We start from the raw sequence: 17755 nt of genomic DNA, 5'->3' as shown, positions 1-17755 counted from the left end.
GGCGGCTTCCAGTTCGCCAAGGCGTAAGTCGACGCGCCGGGGAGCCGCATGCCGAACGCGTGCTCTCCGCAGCATCGAGCAGCAAGCAGCGATTGACCCGAACCGCAGCAAAGCCCAGGAGATTTGCCATGACCTCGCTCACGATCAAAGACATCGACCATTCCGAAGAACTCTCGGCCGAAGAACTGTCCGCAGTGCGCGGCGGCCTGAATGTGAATGCCGCCAACCTGAACCTCGCATCCGGCGGCGGCTTCGCCAGCCCGGGCGTCGTGGTGGCGCCGGTCACGCAGACCGACACCAACACCAAGATCGACATCCCGACGATTCAGAACTTCGGCGGCATCCAGATCGCCAAGGCGTAAGCCGAAGCTGGAATCGACAAAAAAAAGCAGGCCGCACGCGCAGGGATCGAGACCAGTCCCTGCGCGTGCTCTTTTCGCTTCGAGCAGCCGTTCAGGCCGCCCCGGCATCTTCCGTAGCGACACCGCGCGATGCACGCGACGCCTGCGCGTGATGCGCGCGGCTGCGCTCCTTGGCTTCGTACATGGCCTGATCCGCCTTCCTCACGAGATCGTCGGCGTTGTCGCCGGGGGCAAGCACGGCAATGCCGAGGCTCGCCCGCATCACGAACCGTTCATCCTGCATGTCGATCGGCATGGCGAGCGCCTGCTCGATGTCCGCCGCGGTCTCGGCGGCGGCGTCCCACGCGTCTTCGGCTTCGAGCACGACGAGAAACTCGTCGCCGCCGAGACGCCCCGTCGCGCCGCGATCGCCGACGATCGTCCGCAGCCGCCCCGCGAGAAGCGTCAGCACCGCGTCGCCGCGCTGGTGCCCGCACGTGTCGTTCAGTTGCTTGAAGTTGTCGAGATCCACGAAGATCACGGCCACGTTGCCGCTCGCGCGGGGCGCGGCGACCGCGTGGTTCAGCAGGTCCTCGATGCGCCGCCGGTTGAAGAGGCCCGTGAGCCTGTCGGTCTCCGAGAGCCGCCGCAATTCCTCCTTGCCGTGCAGCAGTTTCGACACGAGCGCCATGATCCATGCCGCGAAGCCGATGAGGATGACCGAGATCGCCGCCGCCATCGACACGTAGACCTGCCGCATCCGGTAGTAGTCGTCGAGTGCTTCGTCGACGGAGAGGCCCGCGACCACCATCAGCCCGTAGCGGTCGATCGTCTGGCTCGCAACGATCCGCTCGACGTGATCGACCGGGTCCACGACGATGCCGTCGCGCGAGCGCAGGATGCCGTTGTAGCTGTCGGGCAGCGGCCCTCCCGCGGTGCTGGGCGCTTCGCCCGCGCGGCGCGACAGGGTGAAGCCGTGCCGCGAGATCACGGTGATCAGGCCGTGCTGCCCGAGGGCGGCGCTGTTGTAGAAGCCGTCGGTGAGATAGGCGGGGTTCTCCGAAATCACCACGACGCCGCCGAAGCTGCCGTCCGGCCGGTCGATGCGCCGCGTTCCCTGCACGGACCACTGTTTCGACACGCGGCCGATCACCGGGCGGCTGACGAAGAGGCCGACGTTCGGATTGGACTGGTGCACGCGGAAATGCTCGCGGTCGCTGAGATCGACGACGCCGGAGAACGGGAGCGTCGAATCGAGCACGTGGCCGTCCGCGCCGACGAGCGTCACCTGCAACGCGGTGTCGGCGGTGATCAGCCCGTACGCCTGATACCGCGCGAGATCGAAATTCTGCGGCGAGGTTTCATAGCCGTACTTGATCAGGAGCGCGATCGTATCGACGTCGTGAATGGTCTTGAGCGTGTGGCTCTTGAGCGAGCGCGCGAGGGTGCGGGCGGCGTCGTGCGTATCGCGCAGGACCGTCGCTTTTTCGATGTGCAGGCGAACCAGTATCGTGACCCACAGCACGCACAGAACAAGCAGGGTCAGTACGGGAATGAGCGCGAACGCGCGAAGCCGTGCACGCCTGCCGTCAACGCCTGACCGAAACGAATCCATGGTGACCTTGGGTTTTCTGCCTGACTTCACATTTTCCCGCCGCGCGCGAAGCGGCCATCGTCCGAAAAGGGATCGGTTTGCAGGCTTCTTTGGCGAATTGAGGTGCGCGTGCAGGCGCATGCCTCGCGCATCGTCCCGCCCGCCCGAAAGACGTGAACTCGCCTCATGCCGTGCTCTCTAAAAGGAGCGCTGGCGGTTGGCGGGACGTCCGCGGATACGTCCACCCGCGGGATTTGCCGGTTCTTGTCGGCGCGATTCGCCCGCCGGCTCGCTGTTTCAGCAACTGCATAACAGGAGACGCAAATGTCGCACTACGTTGACGGGTTCGTCGTGCCGGTGCCGAACGACAAGATCGAGGCCTATCGCCAGATGGCGGAGCAGGCGGGCAAGATCTGGCTCGAGCATGGCGCGCTTCAGTTCTGCGAATGCATCGCCGACGACGTCCAGCCCGGCAAGGTCACGTCCTTTCCGCAGAGCGTTCAGCTGAAGGACGACGAGACGGTCGTTTTTTCGTGGATTCTGTTCGACTCGCGGGAACACCGCGACAGCGTGAACGCCAAGGTGATGGAGGACCCGCGCCTGAAGGAGATGATGGCGGGCGATTTTCCCTTCGACGCGCAGCGCATGTTCTTCGGCGGCTTCAGGACGCTGGTGGAACTCTCGCGCGCGTGAGCCGCCGGGCGCCTACCAGCGCGGCGAACTGCGGAATCTCGACGATTTGCCCGACGCGTCCACCGCCGATGCCAGTTCGCCCGCCACGCGCGAACTCGTTGCAGTGAATACATAAAACTGGGCGTCCGGAAGCTCGGGCAGGCCGTCCTGCGCGCCGAGCACGCGCAGCCCGCTGCGCAACTGGCTGCGCGCGACGGGCGTCACGGCAAAGCCGGCCCGAGCCGCCGCGAGGCACCCGGCCATGCTGCTGCTTTCGAATACCAGCCGCCACGACTTTCCCGCGCGGCTCAGCGCGGCAATGGCGGCTTCGCGGTAGACGCACGGCTCCGGAAAGACCGCGAGCAGGACGTTGGCGGCGGGGTCGAAGGCGCCGTCGGCGTCGAACGCCCAGACGAGTTCTTCTTCCCACATCAGCCGGCCGCCCGCCGGCACGCGTCCGCACTGCTTGCCGAACACCAGATCGAGATTGCCGCGCTCCAGTTCGCCGACGAGGTCCGCCGTCACGCCCACGCGCAACTGCACCGACGCGCCGGGGTTTCGTCTGCGGAATGCCTGCAAGACGTCCGGCAGCCACGCGCCGGCGAAGTCCTCGGACGCGCCGATGCGCAGATGCTCTTCGGCGGGCGCATTGCGCAAGCGGGCACGCACTTCCTGGTCCAGACTGACGATGTTGCGCGCGTACGCATAGAGCAGTTCGCCGGCCGGCGTCAGGCGGAAGCTGCGCGTGGTGCGCAGCAGCAGGCCGGTTCCGGCGGCCTGCTCGAGCCGCCGGATGTGCCCGCTGACCGCCGACGGCGTCAGCGCGAGCCGTTCACCCGCGAGCGCGAAGCCGCCCGCGTCGACGACTTCGAGGAAAGTGCGCAGCAATACGATATCCAGTGCGGCGTTGCCGGGTTCCATCTTCACATCCATCGAGATTCATCACGGAATACGCATAATAATCGAGCATTCTTCACCAATCCACGCGCCGTCCTGCGTCATAGTGATGGCTGCGAACACTGCCTCGACGGGAATGCCATGACGAAGTCCTCTTTTGTGAAAACCTCGCGCCTCGATATTGCGTATCTGGAATGGAATCCTACGGGCACGCGCGATGCCGTGCTCGTGCACGGCTGGCCGGACTGTCCGGAAGGCTGGGAGCCGGTCGCGGCGCGGCTTGCCGAAGCCGGCTACCGGGTGCTCTGTCCCGCCCTGCGCGGCTTCGGCGCGACGCGTTTTCTCGATCCGGCCACGCCGCGCAGCGGCCAGTTGTCGGCGCTCGGGCGGGACATGCTCGAATTCATCGAGGCGCTCCGCCTCGACAAACCGGTCCTCGTCGGACACGACTGGGGCGCGCGGGCCGTGTCGAATGCGTGCGGGTTGCGCGGGAACGCGGCCTCGCGGATGGCGATCATCTCGGTCGGCTACGGCACGAACGATCCGCGGCAGACGCTGAACTACACGCAGGCGCGCAACTACTGGTATCACTGGTTCATGGCGACGCCGCGCGGCGAGGACGCGCTCACGCACGACCGGCGCGCCTTCACGCGGACGATGTGGGACACGTGGTCGCCCGCCGGCTGGTATGCCGAGCGCGATTTCGAGCAGGCGGCCGCCGCGTTCGACAACCCGGACTGGGCGAGTGTCGTGCTGCATTCGTACCGGCATCGATGGGGATTCGCGCCCGGCGACCCGTCCTACGACGCCGACGACGCGAAGCTGCAGCCGGCGCCCGCGCTGTCGGTGCCGACGCTCGTGCTGCACGGCGGCGCGGACACCTGCAATCAGCCGGCAAGCTCCGAAGGCAAGGAGCAGTTTTTCACGGGCGGGTACCAGCGAATCGTGCTCGACGGCGTGGGGCACTTTCCGCACCGGGAGGCGCCCGGGGAAGTCGCTCAGGCGATCCTGCGGTTTTGCGGCCCGGCTGCGTGATTGCGGGGATCGAAGGGAACCGGGCCGTGTGCGAGGCCAGGCGGCCGGCGTCACGGTGACCGCGGCACTTGACCTTGCGCCGTCCGCGCAAGGCCAGCGCCGCGTGTACGGTCACGCGCTCACGCGCTATGCGGCCGCAGGCGCCGAGGTGCCGCTGCGACTGCCGGGCGCCGTATCGTCGATCGGGAAGTGCAGCATCGCGGCGAAGAGTCCGGCCGCGGCCGTGGCGCCCCAGATCAGCGAGTAGGAACCCGTGACGTCGAACACGAAGCCGCCGAGCCACGCGCCGAGGAACGAGCCGAGCTGATGGCTCAGGAAGCACACGCCGAACAGCGTGCCGAGATGCCGCGTGCCGAAGACTTTCGCGATCAGCCCGCTCGTGAGCGGCACCGTGCCGAGCCACGTCAGTCCCATGACGGCCGCGAAAACGACCACCGACGCTGTCGTCTTCGGCAGCGCGACGAACGCGGCGATCGCGGCGCCCCGCACGAGATAGAGCCACCCGAGGACGTATTGCTGCCTGAAGCGTCCGCCGAGCCATCCGCACGTCCAGCTGCCCGCCATGTTGAAGAGACCGATCAGAGCGAGCGCCGTCGCACCGAGTCCGGCGGGCATGTGGCACAGGAAGAGATAACCCGGCAGATGCGTCGCGATGAATGCGAGCTGGAATCCGCAGGTGAAGAAACCGACGGTGAGCAGCCGATAGCCGCGATGCCGCCCCGCCTGCGACAGCGCCTCGCGCAACGAAGACGCGGGCGGCTCCGCGGCGGACGGCGCCGCTGGTGTCGCCGACGCTCGTGCATGGCGGTCCAGCGCGATTCCGAGCGGCGCCGCCACGAGCATCACGAACGCGAGCGCGAAGAGGGACGTGGAGACGCCCGCGGTTTCCCTGATCGTCTGCGCGAGCGGAATCATCAGCACCTGCCCGAGCGATCCGCCCGCGCTCGCGATACCCATTGCCATGCTGCGCCGTTCGTCGGACGCGGCGCGGCCCACGGCGCTCAGCACGACGCCGAAGCTCGTGCAGCTGATGCCGATGCCGACCAGCACGCCCAACCCGATGACGAGCATTGCGCCCGATGGCGCCACGGCCGCCATCGCGAGCCCCGCGGCAAAGCACGCCGCGCCGAACGCGACCACCGGCGTACAGCCGTAGCGGTCCGCAGCCGCCCCCGCGAACGGCTGCGCGAAGCCCCACACGAGGTTGTGCAGGGCGATCGCGAAGGCGATCAGCGTGACCGGCATGCCGCGGTCGAACGAGAACGGGCCGATGAAGAGGCCGAACGTCTGCCGGATGCCCATCGCGGCACTCAGGATCAGCGCCGCCGACACGACAACGAGTGTGGTCGGGTTCTTCAGGGATAACAGGGGGCTGCTGGCTGTTGTCGACATCGTTTCATTCCTCCTCGCCACGATGGTGGCAGCGAGGCACCGGCGCGGCAAACGAGAAGATTTTGACGACAGGTGAGGAATTTTCACCTGCCGATTTTCAATCGTGAAACGCGGGCGGCGGCGAGTGCCGTCTCAGCGCGCGACGGCGGGCCGCGTGTTCGAGTGGCTCGGCGCGTGATGGTCGAAGGCCCTGGCTTCTTCGATCAGCCACCGCTTGAAGCCGAGGAGATCGGGCCGATCGTCGGCGCCTTGCGCGCTGACCAGCCAGTACGCGGTTTCAGAGGCGACGCCGTGCGCGCTCGCCTCGACGAGCGTGTGCGCCGCGATATCGGGGTCGACGAGCGGCCGCCTGCCCATCGCCACGCCGAGGCCGGTGGCGGCGGCTTCGAGCGCGAGCTGGATCGTGTCGAAGCGCAGGCCGCCCGAGGGCTCGATGCCTTCGCTTGCCGTCGCGTCGAGCCACGTCTGCCAGTCTTCGCTCGCCGTGTTCACGTGGATGAGCGTCGCCCGGCGCAGATCGACGTTGCCCGCGTGATCGAGCAGCGTGTCCCGGCAGGCCGGGCTGCACACGGGCACGAGCCACTCGCCGAAGAGCCGGCTCCACGACGCCCCGGCGACAGGCCCACGGCTCAGGCGAATGGCGAAGTCGAATCCGTCGACGGGAAAGCCGACTTGCCGCCGCGACGTATCGACCGTCACGCTGACGTTCGGCCACGCCTCGCGAAACTCGTAGAGGCGCGGCACCAGCCAGCGCGAGGCGAGCGTCGGCGCGCAGCTCACGGCGATCGTGCGGTTCGCGCGCCTGTCCGGCAGGCGCTGCGTGCCGGTCGCGATGAGCGCGAACGCCTCGGAGATGTACGGCAGGTAGAGATCGCCTTCCGGCGTGAGAGAGAGCCCGCGCGGCTCGCGGACGAAAAGCTCGACGCCGAGCGCCTGCTCCAGCGCGACGATGCCGTGACTCACCGCGCTCGGCGTCACGTTCAGCTCGGCTGCGGCGCGCTTGAAACTCCGATGCCTCGCGGCCGCTTCGAAGAAGCGCAGCGACGAGAGCGGGGGGACACGAAGCGGCATGGGACGTCCTCGACAGTGGCCGGCACGCTGCGCGTTCGTGTGTGCGTTGTCTGGGGGTTCGTGTGGCGCGAACGACAGGCCCGTCCGTTGTGCCGTTCGAGGATACCGGGCGAGGGCGGGGGCCGCAAGCGCGCGGGCGGGCTTGCGCGGCTGTTTTGCGGGGGGCAGCGAAGCCGGACAGGCTTCGCCGCGGAACATCCGGCGCCTGGCGCGGATGTCAGGCTCCTCAGGCTGCCCCGGCGGCCGCGCGCGGCGCGAACGTCTTCGGCAGCCCGGCGCGGGCGATCGCGCCGACGAACGGCTCGCCCGGCAGCCACGACGCGACCGTCTCCCGGATCGCGGCGAGGGCCTCGATGTCGATGCCCGTGTGCATGCCCTCTGATTCCAGCAGAAAGACCGTGTCCTCGGTGTTGATGTTGCCGGTCGCGTTCGGCGCGAACGGGCAGCCGCCCAGGCCGCCGAGCGACGAATCGAAGCTGCGCACGCCCGATTCCAGCGCCGCGACGACATTGGCGAGGCCCAGCCCGCGCGTGTCGTGGAAATGGCACGTGACGGGCGTGCTGCCGGTCAGCTCCAGCACGCGGCGCATCAGGCCGCGAACCTGGCGCGGGTTCGCATAGCCGACCGTGTCGGCGATGGCGATCGCGTCGGCCCCCGCGTCGAGCAGCGTTTCGACCAGGCCTAGCACGGTCGTCTCGTCGACCCGGCCCGCGATCGTGCAGCCGAAGGCGGTCGCCACACCCGCGCCGAGCTTCACGCGGGAGAGCCCACTTTCGTTTCGCGCGGCGACGATGCGCCGGAAATCCTCCACCGACTCCGCCGTGCTGCGGCGCACATTCTTCAGGTTGTGCTCGTTGCTCGCGGAGAGCACGTAGTGCACTTTCTGCAAGCCGGCGTCAAACGCGCGCTGCGCGCCCTTCAGGTTCGGCACGAGCGCCGACGCATGCAGGCCCTCGATGGCGAGCGCGCCGCGGGCGACTTCGTCGGAGTCGGCGAACTGCGGCACGATGCGCGGCGGCACGAACGAGGTCACTTCGATCTCGGTGCAGCCCGCCGCCACCATGCGCCTGCACCATTCGAGCTTCTGCTCCGCGGAGAGGATGGTCTTCACCATCTGGAGTCCGTCGCGCAGGCCGACTTCGCAAATCCGGACGTGGTCCTGTTTCATTGTGTTTCCCTTCGATCCTTGTCTGAGAGCTGGAGGGCGCGCGCCTGCCCTGGAGCGCAGGCGCTTGCCGAAGCGACGCGTCACATCGCCGCGTTCGCCGTGCTTCCCGAATCCGAGTCGGCCGGTTCGTGCGCCGCGCCGCGCGTTTTCGCGTCACCCGTCGTGCGCGGCGCGAAGAACACCACCGCGAGCGCGCCGATCACCATCAGCAGCGAGATGGCGCCCAGTCCGCCGACCATGCTGCCGGTGACTGTCTTGATCGAGCCGATGATCATCGGGCTCACGAAGCCGCCGAGCAGGCCCACGCAATTGACGATCGCCACGCCGCCCGCCGCGCCGCTGCCGCGGATGTAGTCGGTCGAGATGGCCCAGATGAGCGGATTCGGCGCGAGGATGCCGGCGGTCGCCACCGAGAGCGCGATGAGCGACAGGACCAGGTTGCCGGTCAGAAGGCTCGCCGCGACGAGGCCCGCCGCGCCGACGACCATCGCGCCGCCGCAGTGCCAGCGGCGCTCCATGGTCTGGTCGGAATGGCGGTTGAGCATGATGAGCGCGACCCAGCTAACGAAGTACGGAATCGCGGAATAGCCGCCGATCGCGAGCGGGCTCGTGACGCCGGAGTTCTTGATGAGCGTCGGCAGCCAGAAGCCGATCGCGAATACGCCCGCGATCTGCGAGAACCACACGAAGCCCATCAGATACACGCGCGGGTCGCGCAGCGCGCGGCCGAAGGTGTGTTCCGCATGCGTCGCGCTGATGCCCGAACTCTTGCGCAGGTCCTCGGCGACGAGCGCCTTCTCCTGGCGCGAGAGCCACTTCGCTTCTTCCGGGCTGTTGTCGAGATAGAAGAACGCGATGATGCCGAGCACGCTGGAAGGCAGCCCCTGCACGATGAACATCCATTGCCAGCCGTGCAGGCCGTGCATGCCGTCGAAATGCGTGACGAGCCAGCCTGAGAGCGGTCCGCCGAAGAGGCCCGCGATGCCTGTCGCGCAGGTGAAGATCGCGATCACCTTGGCGCGGCGCTCCACCGGATACCAGCGCGTGAGATAGAAGATCACGCCGGGGTAGAGGCCCGCCTCGGCGAGGCCGAGCAGAAAGCGCACGGTGTAGAGATGCGAGGGCAGCGTGACGAATGCGGTCGACGCCGCGACGAGTCCCCACAGGATCATGATGCGCGAGAACGTCTTTCTCACGCCGATGCGCGCGAGCAGCAGGTTGCTCGGCACTTCCATCATGACGTAGCCAAGAAAGAAGATGCCCGCGCCGATGCTGTAGGTGAGGTCGCTGAAGCCGACGTCCTGCTTCATGTCGAGCTGCGCGATGCCGATGTTGATGCGATCGAGGAACGCGAACACATAGCAGAGGAACAGGAAGGGGATCAGCCTTCGCGTGATCCTGCTGTAGGTGCGTCCGGCGTCGGGGGCGACGTCGGTGGGGGTGGTCGAATTCATGTTGCGTGTCTCCTCCGGTTCGGGCCGGGTGATGGCCGGACGGTCCGTCGCCGTCCGGTGCGAGGTTATGCCTTGTTTCTAGCGTCCCTTGAACACGGGCTGGCGCTTTTCGTTGTAGGCGCTGATGCCCTCCAGCCGGTCGGCGGTCGGAATCAGGCGGTTGTACGCTTCGATCTCCACGAAAAGGCCGGTGCGCAGGTCCGCCTGCATGCCGAGCTCGATCGCCTTCTTCGCCTGCGTGACCGAAAGCGGGGCGCTCGTGCAGATGTCGCGTGCCGCTTCGATCGCCTCGGCGAGCACGTGCTCCGGCTCGCAGAGCTTGTTCACCACGCCCCAGTCGAGCGCTTCCTGCGCGGTGAAGCGTGCGCCGCGAAAGATCAGCTCCTTCGCGCGCCGGACTCCGATGGTACGCGGCAACTGCTGCGTTCCGCCACCACCCGGCATGATGCCGCGCTTGACTTCGGTGAAGCCGAACACCGCGCTCTTCGACGCATACGCGAAGTCGCACGCGAGCATCAGTTCGAGCCCGCCCGCCACCGCCGAACCGTTGGCCGCGCAGATGAGGGGAATCGGGCATTCGGTGATCGCGCGGTTCATGCGCTCGAACAGATAGTGCTGGCGGCCGAACTGCTCGTCGGTCATGCCGTCGCGCTGCTTCAGGTCGGCGCCGCCGCAGAACGCGCGGCTGCCGCTGCCGGTGAGAATCGCGCACCGGTAGAGGCCCGGGTCCGCTTCGAGCGCGCCGAACACGCGCAGGAGCTCATGGCCCATCGGCGTGCTGATGGCGTTCGATACCTCCGGCCGGTTGAGCCGGATCACGAGAATGTGCGCGTCCGCTTCCTCGAGCTGCAAGGTGTCGAGCGGACGCGAACCGAGGTATTCAGCGATCTTCAATGTGTCTCCTGAGCGGTCTGTGCAAGTAGATGGTTGTGTTCCCCGAGCTTCGGCGTCTTGCCGATCGCGCCGGGGCGCTCGCCGTCAAACGAGATCGGCAGGCCCACGATGGTGGCCGCGCCGTCGGACGTGGTCTTGAGCAGGTCGAGCGCGCGCGTCTGCTCGTGCACGACCACCTGGTCGATGCTCTGGATCGGGCCGCACGGAATGCCCGCGGCGTCGAGCGTGGCGAGCCAGTGGGCGGCCGGCTTCGCACCGAACGCCTGCTGGAGCCGCGCGATGAGCGCTTCCCGGTTGGTGACGCGCGCGCCGTTGGTCGCGAAGCGCGGGTCGTCGGCGAGCGCGGCGATATCGAGCACGCCGCACAGCCGCCGGAAGAGGCCGTCGTTGCCCGCCGCGACCATGATGGTTGCGTCGGCGCATTCGAACGCCTGGTGCGGCACGATGGCCGCGGTGCCCGAGCCCCAGCGGCCGGGCAGCACGCCCGAGGCGAGATAGTCCGCGATCTGCACGCCGCCCCAGGCGATGGCCGTTTCATAGAGCGAGACGGACACGGCTTCGCCCGCGCCCGTCGCCTGCCGCCGGAACAGCGCGGCCAGCACGCCGATGGCGGCCCAGAGCCCGGTGCCCATGTCGTTGACCGACACCGGGATGCGCGAGAGCGGCTCGCCCGGGCCGCCGAGAAAGCTCATCAGCCCGCCGAGCGCCTGCACGAGCGGGTCGTAGCCGGGCTTGTCGCGCAACGGGCCGCTCGTGCCGAACGCGCCGAGGTTGCAGTAGACGAGCGACGGCTTCGCGGCCATCAGCTGCGCTGCGCCGAGGCCGTACTTTTCGACGCCGCCCGCCTTCAGGTTCTGCAGCACGACGTCCGCGCGCTGCACGATCAGCTCGCGCAGAAGCCCTGCCTCGCGCTGATCGGCGAGCGACATCGCGATGCTCGACTTGCCATGATTGATCGCGTGAAAGAGGGCGGCGGCGCCGTCGATGAACGGCGGGCCCCAGTCGCGGGCGTAGTCGCCGCCCTCGGCGTTTTCCACCTTGATGACCTCGGCGCCCAGCGAGCCGAGGATCATGCCCGCGTAGGGTGCCGCGAGGCTGTGGCCGATCTCGACCACGCAGACGCCGGCGAGCGGAAGCGGTTTTGTCACGTTCATCCCCTCATTCGCTCGTGACGGCCAGCGGCGCGTCGACCGGCGCGGCATGGGCATCGTGCGCGTCCGGCTCGACGCGATAGAGGCGCCGCGCGGCGTCGGCGCTGATGTAGCCGTCGGCGATGTCGGCGAGCACGCGTTCGCGGTCGCGCTCGAGCGGGTCGCCGTAGCCGCCGCTGCCCGCGGGCTGCACGACCACGCGCTCGCCGCGATGCACGACGGTCTGTCCGCCCTTGGCCGGCACCTTCACGACGCTGCCGTCGGTCTTCTGCACCATGCACAGGAATGGCGTGCCGGGCAGTCCGCCGAAGTGGCCCTCGGGCGCGGTGCGGCCGCGCTCGCCGGAGACCGTGAAGGTGGCTTCGTCGTAGTCGACGCGATAGGTCCGGCGCGAAGTGAGCCCGCCGCGATAGCGCCCGGCGCCGCCGGTGTCGTTCACGAGGCACCACTCCTCGATGGTGAGCGGCGACGTGCGCTCGATCATCTCCACCGACTGGCTGCCCGCGTTGCCCACGTACACGCGGATGCCGCTCACGCCGTCCTTCTTCGCGCGCGCTCCCATGCCGCCCGCGTGGACGTCGTGCATCGTGACGAACTCCTGGCCGGTCTGCGCGACGCGCCCGGCGTGCGTGTCGCGGCCGCTGAAAATGCCCGCGCAGGACGCGCAATTGCTCTGCCCGACGATGCGCTCCGGAATCGCGGGCGCGAGCGCCTTGAGGAGCAGATCGATCACGCGCGGCGAGGTTTCCGTATTGCCCGACACCACCGATGCCGGGTACTGGCAATTCAGCACGCTGCCCGGGGGTGCCACGATCGTCACGGGCCGGTAGCAGCCCTGGTTGATCGGGATGCTGATGTCGGTGATGGCCTTCACCGTGAACCACGTGCTGTTGCAGGTCACCGACAGCGGGCAGTTGATCCCGCCGCGCACCTGCGCGCCGGTGCCCGTGTAGTCGAAGGTCATGTGGTCGTCGGTGACGGTGATCTTCACCTTCAGCAGCGGCCGCTCCTGCTTCCAGCCGTGCGCCTCGATCGGATCGAGATACTCCTCGGCTTCGTACGTGCCGTTCGGAATCTTGCCGATGGCCGCGCGGATCAGCTTCTCGGAGTGGTCGAGGCTCTGCGCCATCGCCGCGCGCAGGTCCGCCATGCCGTACTTCTCGACGAGGTCCGCGAGACGCCGCTCGCCCACGAACGTGCCCGCGTACTGCGCCTGGATGTCGAGCAGCAGCTCGTGCGCATTGCGGCTGTTGCGGGTGAGCAGTTCGAGCACGTCGCGCACCGGCTCGTCGTTGCGGTAGAGCAGCACGGGCGGAATGCGGATGCCCTCGGCGAACACGTCCCACGTCGTGACCGTGTAGCTGCCGGGCGACTGGCCGCCGATGTCCGTCCAGTGGCCGCGCGTCATGACGAACGCCACGATCTCGTCGCCGACGAACACCGGCCGCGTGAACTGCACGTCCGGCTGGTGATTGCCGCCGCCCACATAGGCGTCGTTGCTGACGATCACGTCGCCGGGACGCAGGTTCTCGCGCCCGACCGCCTCGACCGACACGCGCGTCGAGATGACCGCCGAGCCGAGCATCGTCGGGATGTCGTTGCCCTGCGCGACGAGCTGCATGTCGGCGTCGAAGATGGCGGCGGAGGAGTCGCCGCTCGCGTGCATGAGCGGGCTGCCCGCGGTGCGCATCATCGCGATCTTCATCTCGCGGGCGATGGCGAAGAGACTGCTGCGAATGATTTCGTAGGTGACGATATCCATGTTCAGGCTGCCAGTTCGATTACAAGATTCATGTCCGCGTCGACCACCGCGCTCTGCGACGCCTTGAGCACCGCGCAACTGCTGTGCTCCTCGATGACGGCGGGTCCGTCGATGCGCGCGCCGACCGGAATCGCGTCGCGCTTGAAGACGGGCAGGGCGTGCACGTTGCCGTCGAAGTAGACGTCGCGCGAGGCCCCCGCTGCGGCGGGCGCGCCGGTGCCGGCCGCTTTCACGCCGCCGCGCCAGCCGGTCGGCGTGACGAGCTGAAGCCGCAGGTTGGCGACGACGATCGGCTTGTCGGCGCTCACGAAATTCCACAGCCGCTGGTGCGCGGTCTCGAAGTCGGCGGCGAGCGCGGCGGTCATTCCCGCGGGGTCGTCCTGCACGGCGACCGTGATGACATCCGGCTGGCCCGCGTAGCGGCAGTCGGCGAGACGCACCACCTGCGCGCTTTGCGGATCGATGTCGAGCCGGCGCAGCTCGGCCGTGCCGAGGGCCAGCAGGTCGCCGAACTGCCCGGCGAGGTTCGCGTCGTCCAGATGGTCCAGGTCGCGTTCGACCGGGCTCTGATAGTCGTATTGCTGGTCCGCCACCGTCATGCCGAACGCGCTGAAGAGACCCGGCAGCGGCGGAATCACGACGCGCCGGATGCCCATCTGCTGCGCGAGGTCGAGCGCATGCACGGGCCCCGCGCCGCCGTAGCAGATGTACGAGAACTCGCGCGGGTCATAGCCGCGCTCGACCGTCATGATGCGGATCGCCTGCGCCATCAGCGCATTGGCGACCGAGCGCACGGTTTGCGCCGCCTCGAGCACGCTCATGCCGAGCGGCTTCGCCACCACTTCCTCGACCACGCGGAACGCCGCATCGGCATCGAGCTTGAATTCGCCGCCGAGGAAGCTGTCTGGGTCGATATAGCCGAGCACGAGATTGCAGTCCGTGACCGTGGCGCGCGTGCCGCCGCGTCCGTAGCAGGCGGGGCCCGGATCGGCGCCCGCGCTCTCCGGCCCGATGCGCACGCCGCCGCCCGCGTCGATCCACACGATCGAGCCGCCGCCCGCGCCCACCGAGTCGATGTCGATGCTCGGGCTGCGCACCGCGTAAGTATGAAGAAGACTCTTGTTGCGGATTTCCGGGCGGAATTCGCGGATCAGCGAGACGTCGAAGGTCGTGCCGCCCATGTCGCCGAGAATCGCGTTGCGCAGGCCGCCCTTCTCGCAACTGCGGATCGCCGCGCTTACGCCGCCCGCGGGGCCGGACTCGAGCAGCACGATCGGACGGTCGGCCACCACGGCCGGGTTCGCGAGGCCGCCATTGGACTGCATGAAAAGGAACTTGCCGGCAAAGCCGAGTTCGCCGAGCGCGTGCGTGAGACGCTCGATATAGCGGCCGCACACGGGGCCGAGCATCGCGTTGATGACGGTCGAGCTCGCGCGCTCGTATTCCATCACCTCGGGATTGACCTCGTGCGATGCGCAGACGAAGCGCCCGGGCAGCATGCGGCGCAACGCCTCGACGGTTTCGCGCTCATGCGCCGGGTTCACGTGCGCATGCAGGAACGCGACGGCGACCGCCTCCACGTCTGATGCGCGGATGCGCGCGGCGATGTCCTCCAGTTCGTGCGCGGCGAGCGGCGTTTCGACGTTGCCCTCGAACGTCATGCGCTCCGTGACTTCCAGCCGCCAGCGCCGCTCGACGAGCGGGCGCGGGTTGTCGAAGAGCAGGTCGTACAGATCGGCGCGGTCGTGCCGCGAGACGCGCCGCAGTTCCAGGATGTCGCGAAAGCCGCGCGTCGTGACGAGCGCCGTTTTCGCGCCCGCGCCTTCCACCACCATGTTGGTTGCCATCGTGGTGCCGTGGCCGAGAAACGAGACCTGATCGCTCGTCGAGCCGGAAATCTCCAGAATCCGCCGATAACCGTCGATCGCCCCGATCACGCGGTCCTTCGGCGTGGTCGGCACCTTGGTCGACCAGATCCTGCCGCTGCTGTCGTCGACCATCACCACGTCGGTAAAAGTCCCGCCCACGTCGATGCCTATTCTTCTCACGCTGCTCATCTCCACGATTACATGTTCATTACCGGTGCGCCGGCGCTCTCTGCACGGCGCTTCCGGGCCGGGGCGCCGATCGGCTATGATCGGCGCTCGGCCGGGCCTGGAGCCGGGAGGCCGCGCGCCGCGCAGGTCCTTCCGACTGACAGGCTGAGTGTAGTGACGAGGATCGGCGCACAGATAATGAAACCTTCCGATCACGTGAGACTGTGGAGTTATATCGGTGATAACCAGTATCGATGCGATTCTGAGGCGCCTGCGGGGCAGCCACATAGCGCTTCTGATCGCACTCGACGATCACGGCTCGCTGCGCAAGGCGGCGCAGCAGGTCTCGCTGTCGCAGCCCGCCACCACGAAGTCGCTGCGTGAAATCGAGGCGATGTTCGGCACGGAACTGTTCGTGCGTTCGCCGCGCGGCATCGTCGCGAATGAACTCGGCCGCTGCGCGATACGGCACGCGCGCACGCTGCGCTCGGGGCTCGGTGCGCTGCGCGAGGAACTGACCGCCATCATGCGCGGCAGCGGCGGCACGCTTGCGATCGGCGCGGTGATGGGATCGGTGCCGATCTGGCTCACGCCGACGCTCCGGGCGCTGCGCGACGTGCAGCCGGACATCTCGGTGGAAGTGTGGGAGGACAACAGCGCGCGCCTCTTGTCGATGCTCGACCAGCGCCTGCTCGATCTCGTGATCGGGCGGCCGAGCGTCAGCGTGCATCCCGAAGCCTACGACTTCATTCCGCTTGCGGTGGAGGAAGTCTGCTTCGTGGTGGACGGCGCGCATCCGCTCGCGACGCAGCGCGAGGTGACGCTTGCCGACATCGCCGGGAATCCGTGGATCATTCCACAGGCACACCTGCCGATGCGCTCGCTGCTCGAACAGATCTTCGAGGAGGCGGGCCTGCCGTTTCCGCTCTACGCGACGGAGACCACGTCGACGTTCGCAACGCTCGCGCTGCTGCGCGCAGGCGACGGCACCATCGGCATGATTCCGCTCGTGGTGGCGCGCTACTTCGCCGACTGCGGGCTGATCGGCATCCTGCCCATCGCGATCGAGCGCACCGGCGCCCCGTACGGCATCGCCACGCGGCGCGGCGCCACGCTCACTCGGCCCGTGCAGACCTTCATCGACATCTGCCGCAAGCGCATGGCAGAGGGCGTCGAGTAGCGACGCGCGGCCGGTGCGCTTCCGGCTCGCCATTTCAACCCGATACGAGGTTTCCCCAGGCGAGCCGCCTGGCCCGGCAGCGCGCGCCCGCGGAACGGGAATTGCGTGCCCGGCGGTGCGGCGTTGCGCACCTCTTGCTGCAACAGGCCGCCTACCGATCAAGGAGACTTCGATGAAAAAGCTGGTGATTGCGGCGTTGGTTCTGAGCCTGTCCGGGGCTGCCTATGCGCAGGGCGCGGGTGGCGGTGGCGGCGCGGGTGGGGGTGCAGGTGGAGGTGCGGGCGGCGGAGGCGGCGGAGCCGCGGGCAGTGCGGGCGCCGGGCAGGGCGGCACGGGCATGGGCACGCCCAACGCACACGGCGTCACGGGATCGCCTTCGGGCGCTTCGGGCTCGAGCACGATGGGCAATCCGTCGTCGTCCTCGGAGAAGGCGAAGAAGGGCGGCACCGATTCGTCCGGTTCGTCCAGTTCGGGCAGCGGGATGAAGAAGGCGTACTGAGAGGCGTACTGAGCCACGCCTTTTTGCCGCGTTCGGGGCCTTCCCGGGCGTGGCGGCGTGGCGAATCGTCCATGCGGCAACCCAAGAGTGCCGGTCGTTCGCATGGGGCCTTCGGAGTTCGCCGGAGCCATCGCGAGGACAAAAAATATAAAGACTCAAATTCGCAGCGGCAACACCCGAATGGTTTGAGTGGTCATGACATGGCGTTATGGCCGCGTGGAGCGGGAAGGGCGGTTGAGCGATGCGTGGTGAGCTTGCGATTGGGTGTTAGCGCTCGGGAAGAGCGATGCGCGGTGCGTGGCGCAGCCATGATCTTCCGTATCGCTCCGTGGCGTGTCTTGCGCTCGGCGGAATGTCGGGCCGCGCAGCGATGACGCGCGTCCAGATCATGTATCGACTCGCAGTGCGAGCGGTGTTAGTTCAGCGCACGCATTGGCAAAAAAACCTGTGCACGCGCGTGCGAAATTCCCGTCACCGGCGCCGCAAAAGGCGCAATGAATCAGGTTAAATTTACCTGTTACAACTCCCGATAAAAATTACCGAATTTCCTCCTTTCTTGTCACAAAAATATTATTAGGATTGCCTTGCTTTCCCGTCTGACGGTACTTA

The 17755-nt window shown here is 67.7% G+C and carries 15 protein-coding genes; 5 read left to right on the top strand and 10 right to left on the bottom strand.

Going from position 1 to position 17755, the window contains the following annotated elements:
* The first annotated feature begins 128 nt into the window (after positions 1 to 128).
* Positions 129 to 362, top strand: coding sequence for a hypothetical protein (locus BG61_RS44890; RefSeq protein WP_035936035.1), 234 nt, complete (start codon positions 129 to 131; stop codon positions 360 to 362).
* 91 nt (positions 363 to 453) lie between these two features.
* On the opposite strand, the gene BG61_RS35075 is transcribed toward BG61_RS44890, so the two are convergent.
* On the bottom strand, positions 454 to 1956 hold the full coding sequence (locus BG61_RS35075; protein WP_063741166.1) for a bifunctional diguanylate cyclase/phosphodiesterase: 1503 nt from the start codon (positions 1954 to 1956) through the stop codon (positions 454 to 456).
* Positions 1957 to 2259: 303 nt separating this feature from the next.
* On the opposite strand from BG61_RS35075, the gene BG61_RS35070 reads away from it, so the two are divergent.
* Positions 2260 to 2628 (top strand): DUF1428 domain-containing protein, encoded by a 369-nt coding sequence (locus tag BG61_RS35070; protein ID WP_035936036.1) that lies wholly within the window; start codon positions 2260 to 2262, stop codon positions 2626 to 2628.
* A gap of 12 nt (positions 2629 to 2640) precedes the next feature.
* On the opposite strand, the gene BG61_RS35065 is transcribed toward BG61_RS35070, so the two are convergent.
* Positions 2641 to 3540 (bottom strand): LysR substrate-binding domain-containing protein, encoded by a 900-nt coding sequence (locus BG61_RS35065; protein WP_035936039.1) that lies wholly within the window; start codon positions 3538 to 3540, stop codon positions 2641 to 2643.
* A gap of 105 nt (positions 3541 to 3645) precedes the next feature.
* Between BG61_RS35065 and BG61_RS35060 the strand changes: the two genes are divergently transcribed.
* Positions 3646 to 4539 (top strand): alpha/beta fold hydrolase, encoded by an 894-nt coding sequence (locus BG61_RS35060; RefSeq protein ID WP_035936041.1) that lies wholly within the window; start codon positions 3646 to 3648, stop codon positions 4537 to 4539.
* A 126-nt stretch (positions 4540 to 4665) separates the two neighbouring features.
* Here the strand turns inward: BG61_RS35060 and BG61_RS35055 are convergent, their stop codons facing one another.
* From BG61_RS35055 to BG61_RS35020, 8 genes are all read right to left on the bottom strand, one after another.
* Positions 4666 to 5931 (bottom strand): MFS transporter, encoded by a 1266-nt coding sequence (locus BG61_RS35055; RefSeq protein WP_035936044.1) that lies wholly within the window; start codon positions 5929 to 5931, stop codon positions 4666 to 4668.
* 132 nt (positions 5932 to 6063) lie between these two features.
* Positions 6064 to 7002: a LysR substrate-binding domain-containing protein gene (locus BG61_RS35050; RefSeq protein WP_035936046.1), complete on the bottom strand. Its 939-nt coding sequence runs from the start codon at positions 7000 to 7002 to the stop codon at positions 6064 to 6066.
* A 226-nt stretch (positions 7003 to 7228) separates the two neighbouring features.
* A complete protein-coding gene (locus tag BG61_RS35045) occupies positions 7229 to 8170 on the bottom strand; it encodes a hydroxymethylglutaryl-CoA lyase (protein WP_035936047.1) in 942 nt (313 codons plus the stop codon).
* Between the two features lie 80 nt (positions 8171 to 8250).
* Positions 8251 to 9624: an MFS transporter gene (locus tag BG61_RS35040; RefSeq protein WP_035936048.1), complete on the bottom strand. Its 1374-nt coding sequence runs from the start codon at positions 9622 to 9624 to the stop codon at positions 8251 to 8253.
* Positions 9625 to 9702: 78 nt separating this feature from the next.
* Entirely contained in the window at positions 9703 to 10518 is an 816-nt protein-coding gene (locus BG61_RS35035) for an enoyl-CoA hydratase-related protein (RefSeq protein ID WP_035936049.1), read from the bottom strand.
* Positions 10515 to 11672 (bottom strand): CaiB/BaiF CoA transferase family protein, encoded by a 1158-nt coding sequence (locus BG61_RS35030; RefSeq protein WP_035936071.1) that lies wholly within the window; start codon positions 11670 to 11672, stop codon positions 10515 to 10517. The genes BG61_RS35035 and BG61_RS35030 overlap by 4 nt, the downstream gene beginning before the upstream one ends.
* A 4-nt stretch (positions 11673 to 11676) precedes the next feature.
* A complete protein-coding gene (locus BG61_RS35025; RefSeq protein WP_174479760.1) occupies positions 11677 to 13431 on the bottom strand; it encodes a hydantoinase B/oxoprolinase family protein in 1755 nt (584 codons plus the stop codon).
* 2 nt (positions 13432 to 13433) lie between these two features.
* Positions 13434 to 15488 carry a hydantoinase/oxoprolinase family protein gene (locus BG61_RS35020; RefSeq protein ID WP_233469252.1) on the bottom strand — a complete coding sequence of 685 codons (2055 nt, stop codon included), beginning with the start codon at positions 15486 to 15488 and terminating at the stop codon, positions 13434 to 13436.
* Between the two features lie 217 nt (positions 15489 to 15705).
* Here BG61_RS35020 and BG61_RS35015 point away from each other — a divergent pair, with 217 nt between their 5' ends.
* On the top strand, positions 15706 to 16647 hold the full coding sequence (locus tag BG61_RS35015) for a LysR family transcriptional regulator (protein ID WP_035936050.1): 942 nt from the start codon (positions 15706 to 15708) through the stop codon (positions 16645 to 16647).
* 172 nt (positions 16648 to 16819) lie between these two features.
* Positions 16820 to 17146 (top strand): hypothetical protein, encoded by a 327-nt coding sequence (locus BG61_RS43050; protein ID WP_035936051.1) that lies wholly within the window; start codon positions 16820 to 16822, stop codon positions 17144 to 17146.
* Positions 17147 to 17755: the final 609 nt, after the last annotated feature.

This window comes from Caballeronia glathei (assembly GCF_000698595.1).
GTDB classification, from domain to species: Bacteria; Pseudomonadota; Gammaproteobacteria; order Burkholderiales; family Burkholderiaceae; genus Caballeronia; species Caballeronia glathei.
This window is presented reverse-complemented; position numbering and strand designations above follow the sequence as displayed.

Bases quoted from the DNA above. Each gene is read 5' to 3' on its own strand.
- BG61_RS44890 (WP_035936035.1), top strand. From the start codon at position 129: ATGACCTCGCTCACGATCAAAGACATCGACCATTCCGAAGAACTCTCG.
- BG61_RS35075 (WP_063741166.1), bottom strand. From the start codon at position 1,956: ATGGATTCGTTTCGGTCAGGCGTTGACGGCAGGCGTGCACGGCTTCGC.
- BG61_RS35070 (WP_035936036.1), top strand. From the start codon at position 2,260: ATGTCGCACTACGTTGACGGGTTCGTCGTGCCGGTGCCGAACGACAAG.
- BG61_RS35065 (WP_035936039.1), bottom strand. From the start codon at position 3,540: ATGGATGTGAAGATGGAACCCGGCAACGCCGCACTGGATATCGTATTG.
- BG61_RS35060 (WP_035936041.1), top strand. From the start codon at position 3,646: ATGACGAAGTCCTCTTTTGTGAAAACCTCGCGCCTCGATATTGCGTAT.
- BG61_RS35055 (WP_035936044.1), bottom strand. From the start codon at position 5,931: ATGTCGACAACAGCCAGCAGCCCCCTGTTATCCCTGAAGAACCCGACC.
- BG61_RS35050 (WP_035936046.1), bottom strand. From the start codon at position 7,002: ATGCCGCTTCGTGTCCCCCCGCTCTCGTCGCTGCGCTTCTTCGAAGCG.
- BG61_RS35045 (WP_035936047.1), bottom strand. From the start codon at position 8,170: ATGAAACAGGACCACGTCCGGATTTGCGAAGTCGGCCTGCGCGACGGA.
- BG61_RS35040 (WP_035936048.1), bottom strand. From the start codon at position 9,624: ATGAATTCGACCACCCCCACCGACGTCGCCCCCGACGCCGGACGCACC.
- BG61_RS35030 (WP_035936071.1), bottom strand. From the start codon at position 11,672: ATGAACGTGACAAAACCGCTTCCGCTCGCCGGCGTCTGCGTGGTCGAG.
- BG61_RS35025 (WP_174479760.1), bottom strand. From the start codon at position 13,431: ATGGATATCGTCACCTACGAAATCATTCGCAGCAGTCTCTTCGCCATC.
- BG61_RS35020 (WP_233469252.1), bottom strand. From the start codon at position 15,488: ATGAGCAGCGTGAGAAGAATAGGCATCGACGTGGGCGGGACTTTTACC.
- BG61_RS43050 (WP_035936051.1), top strand. From the start codon at position 16,820: ATGAAAAAGCTGGTGATTGCGGCGTTGGTTCTGAGCCTGTCCGGGGCT.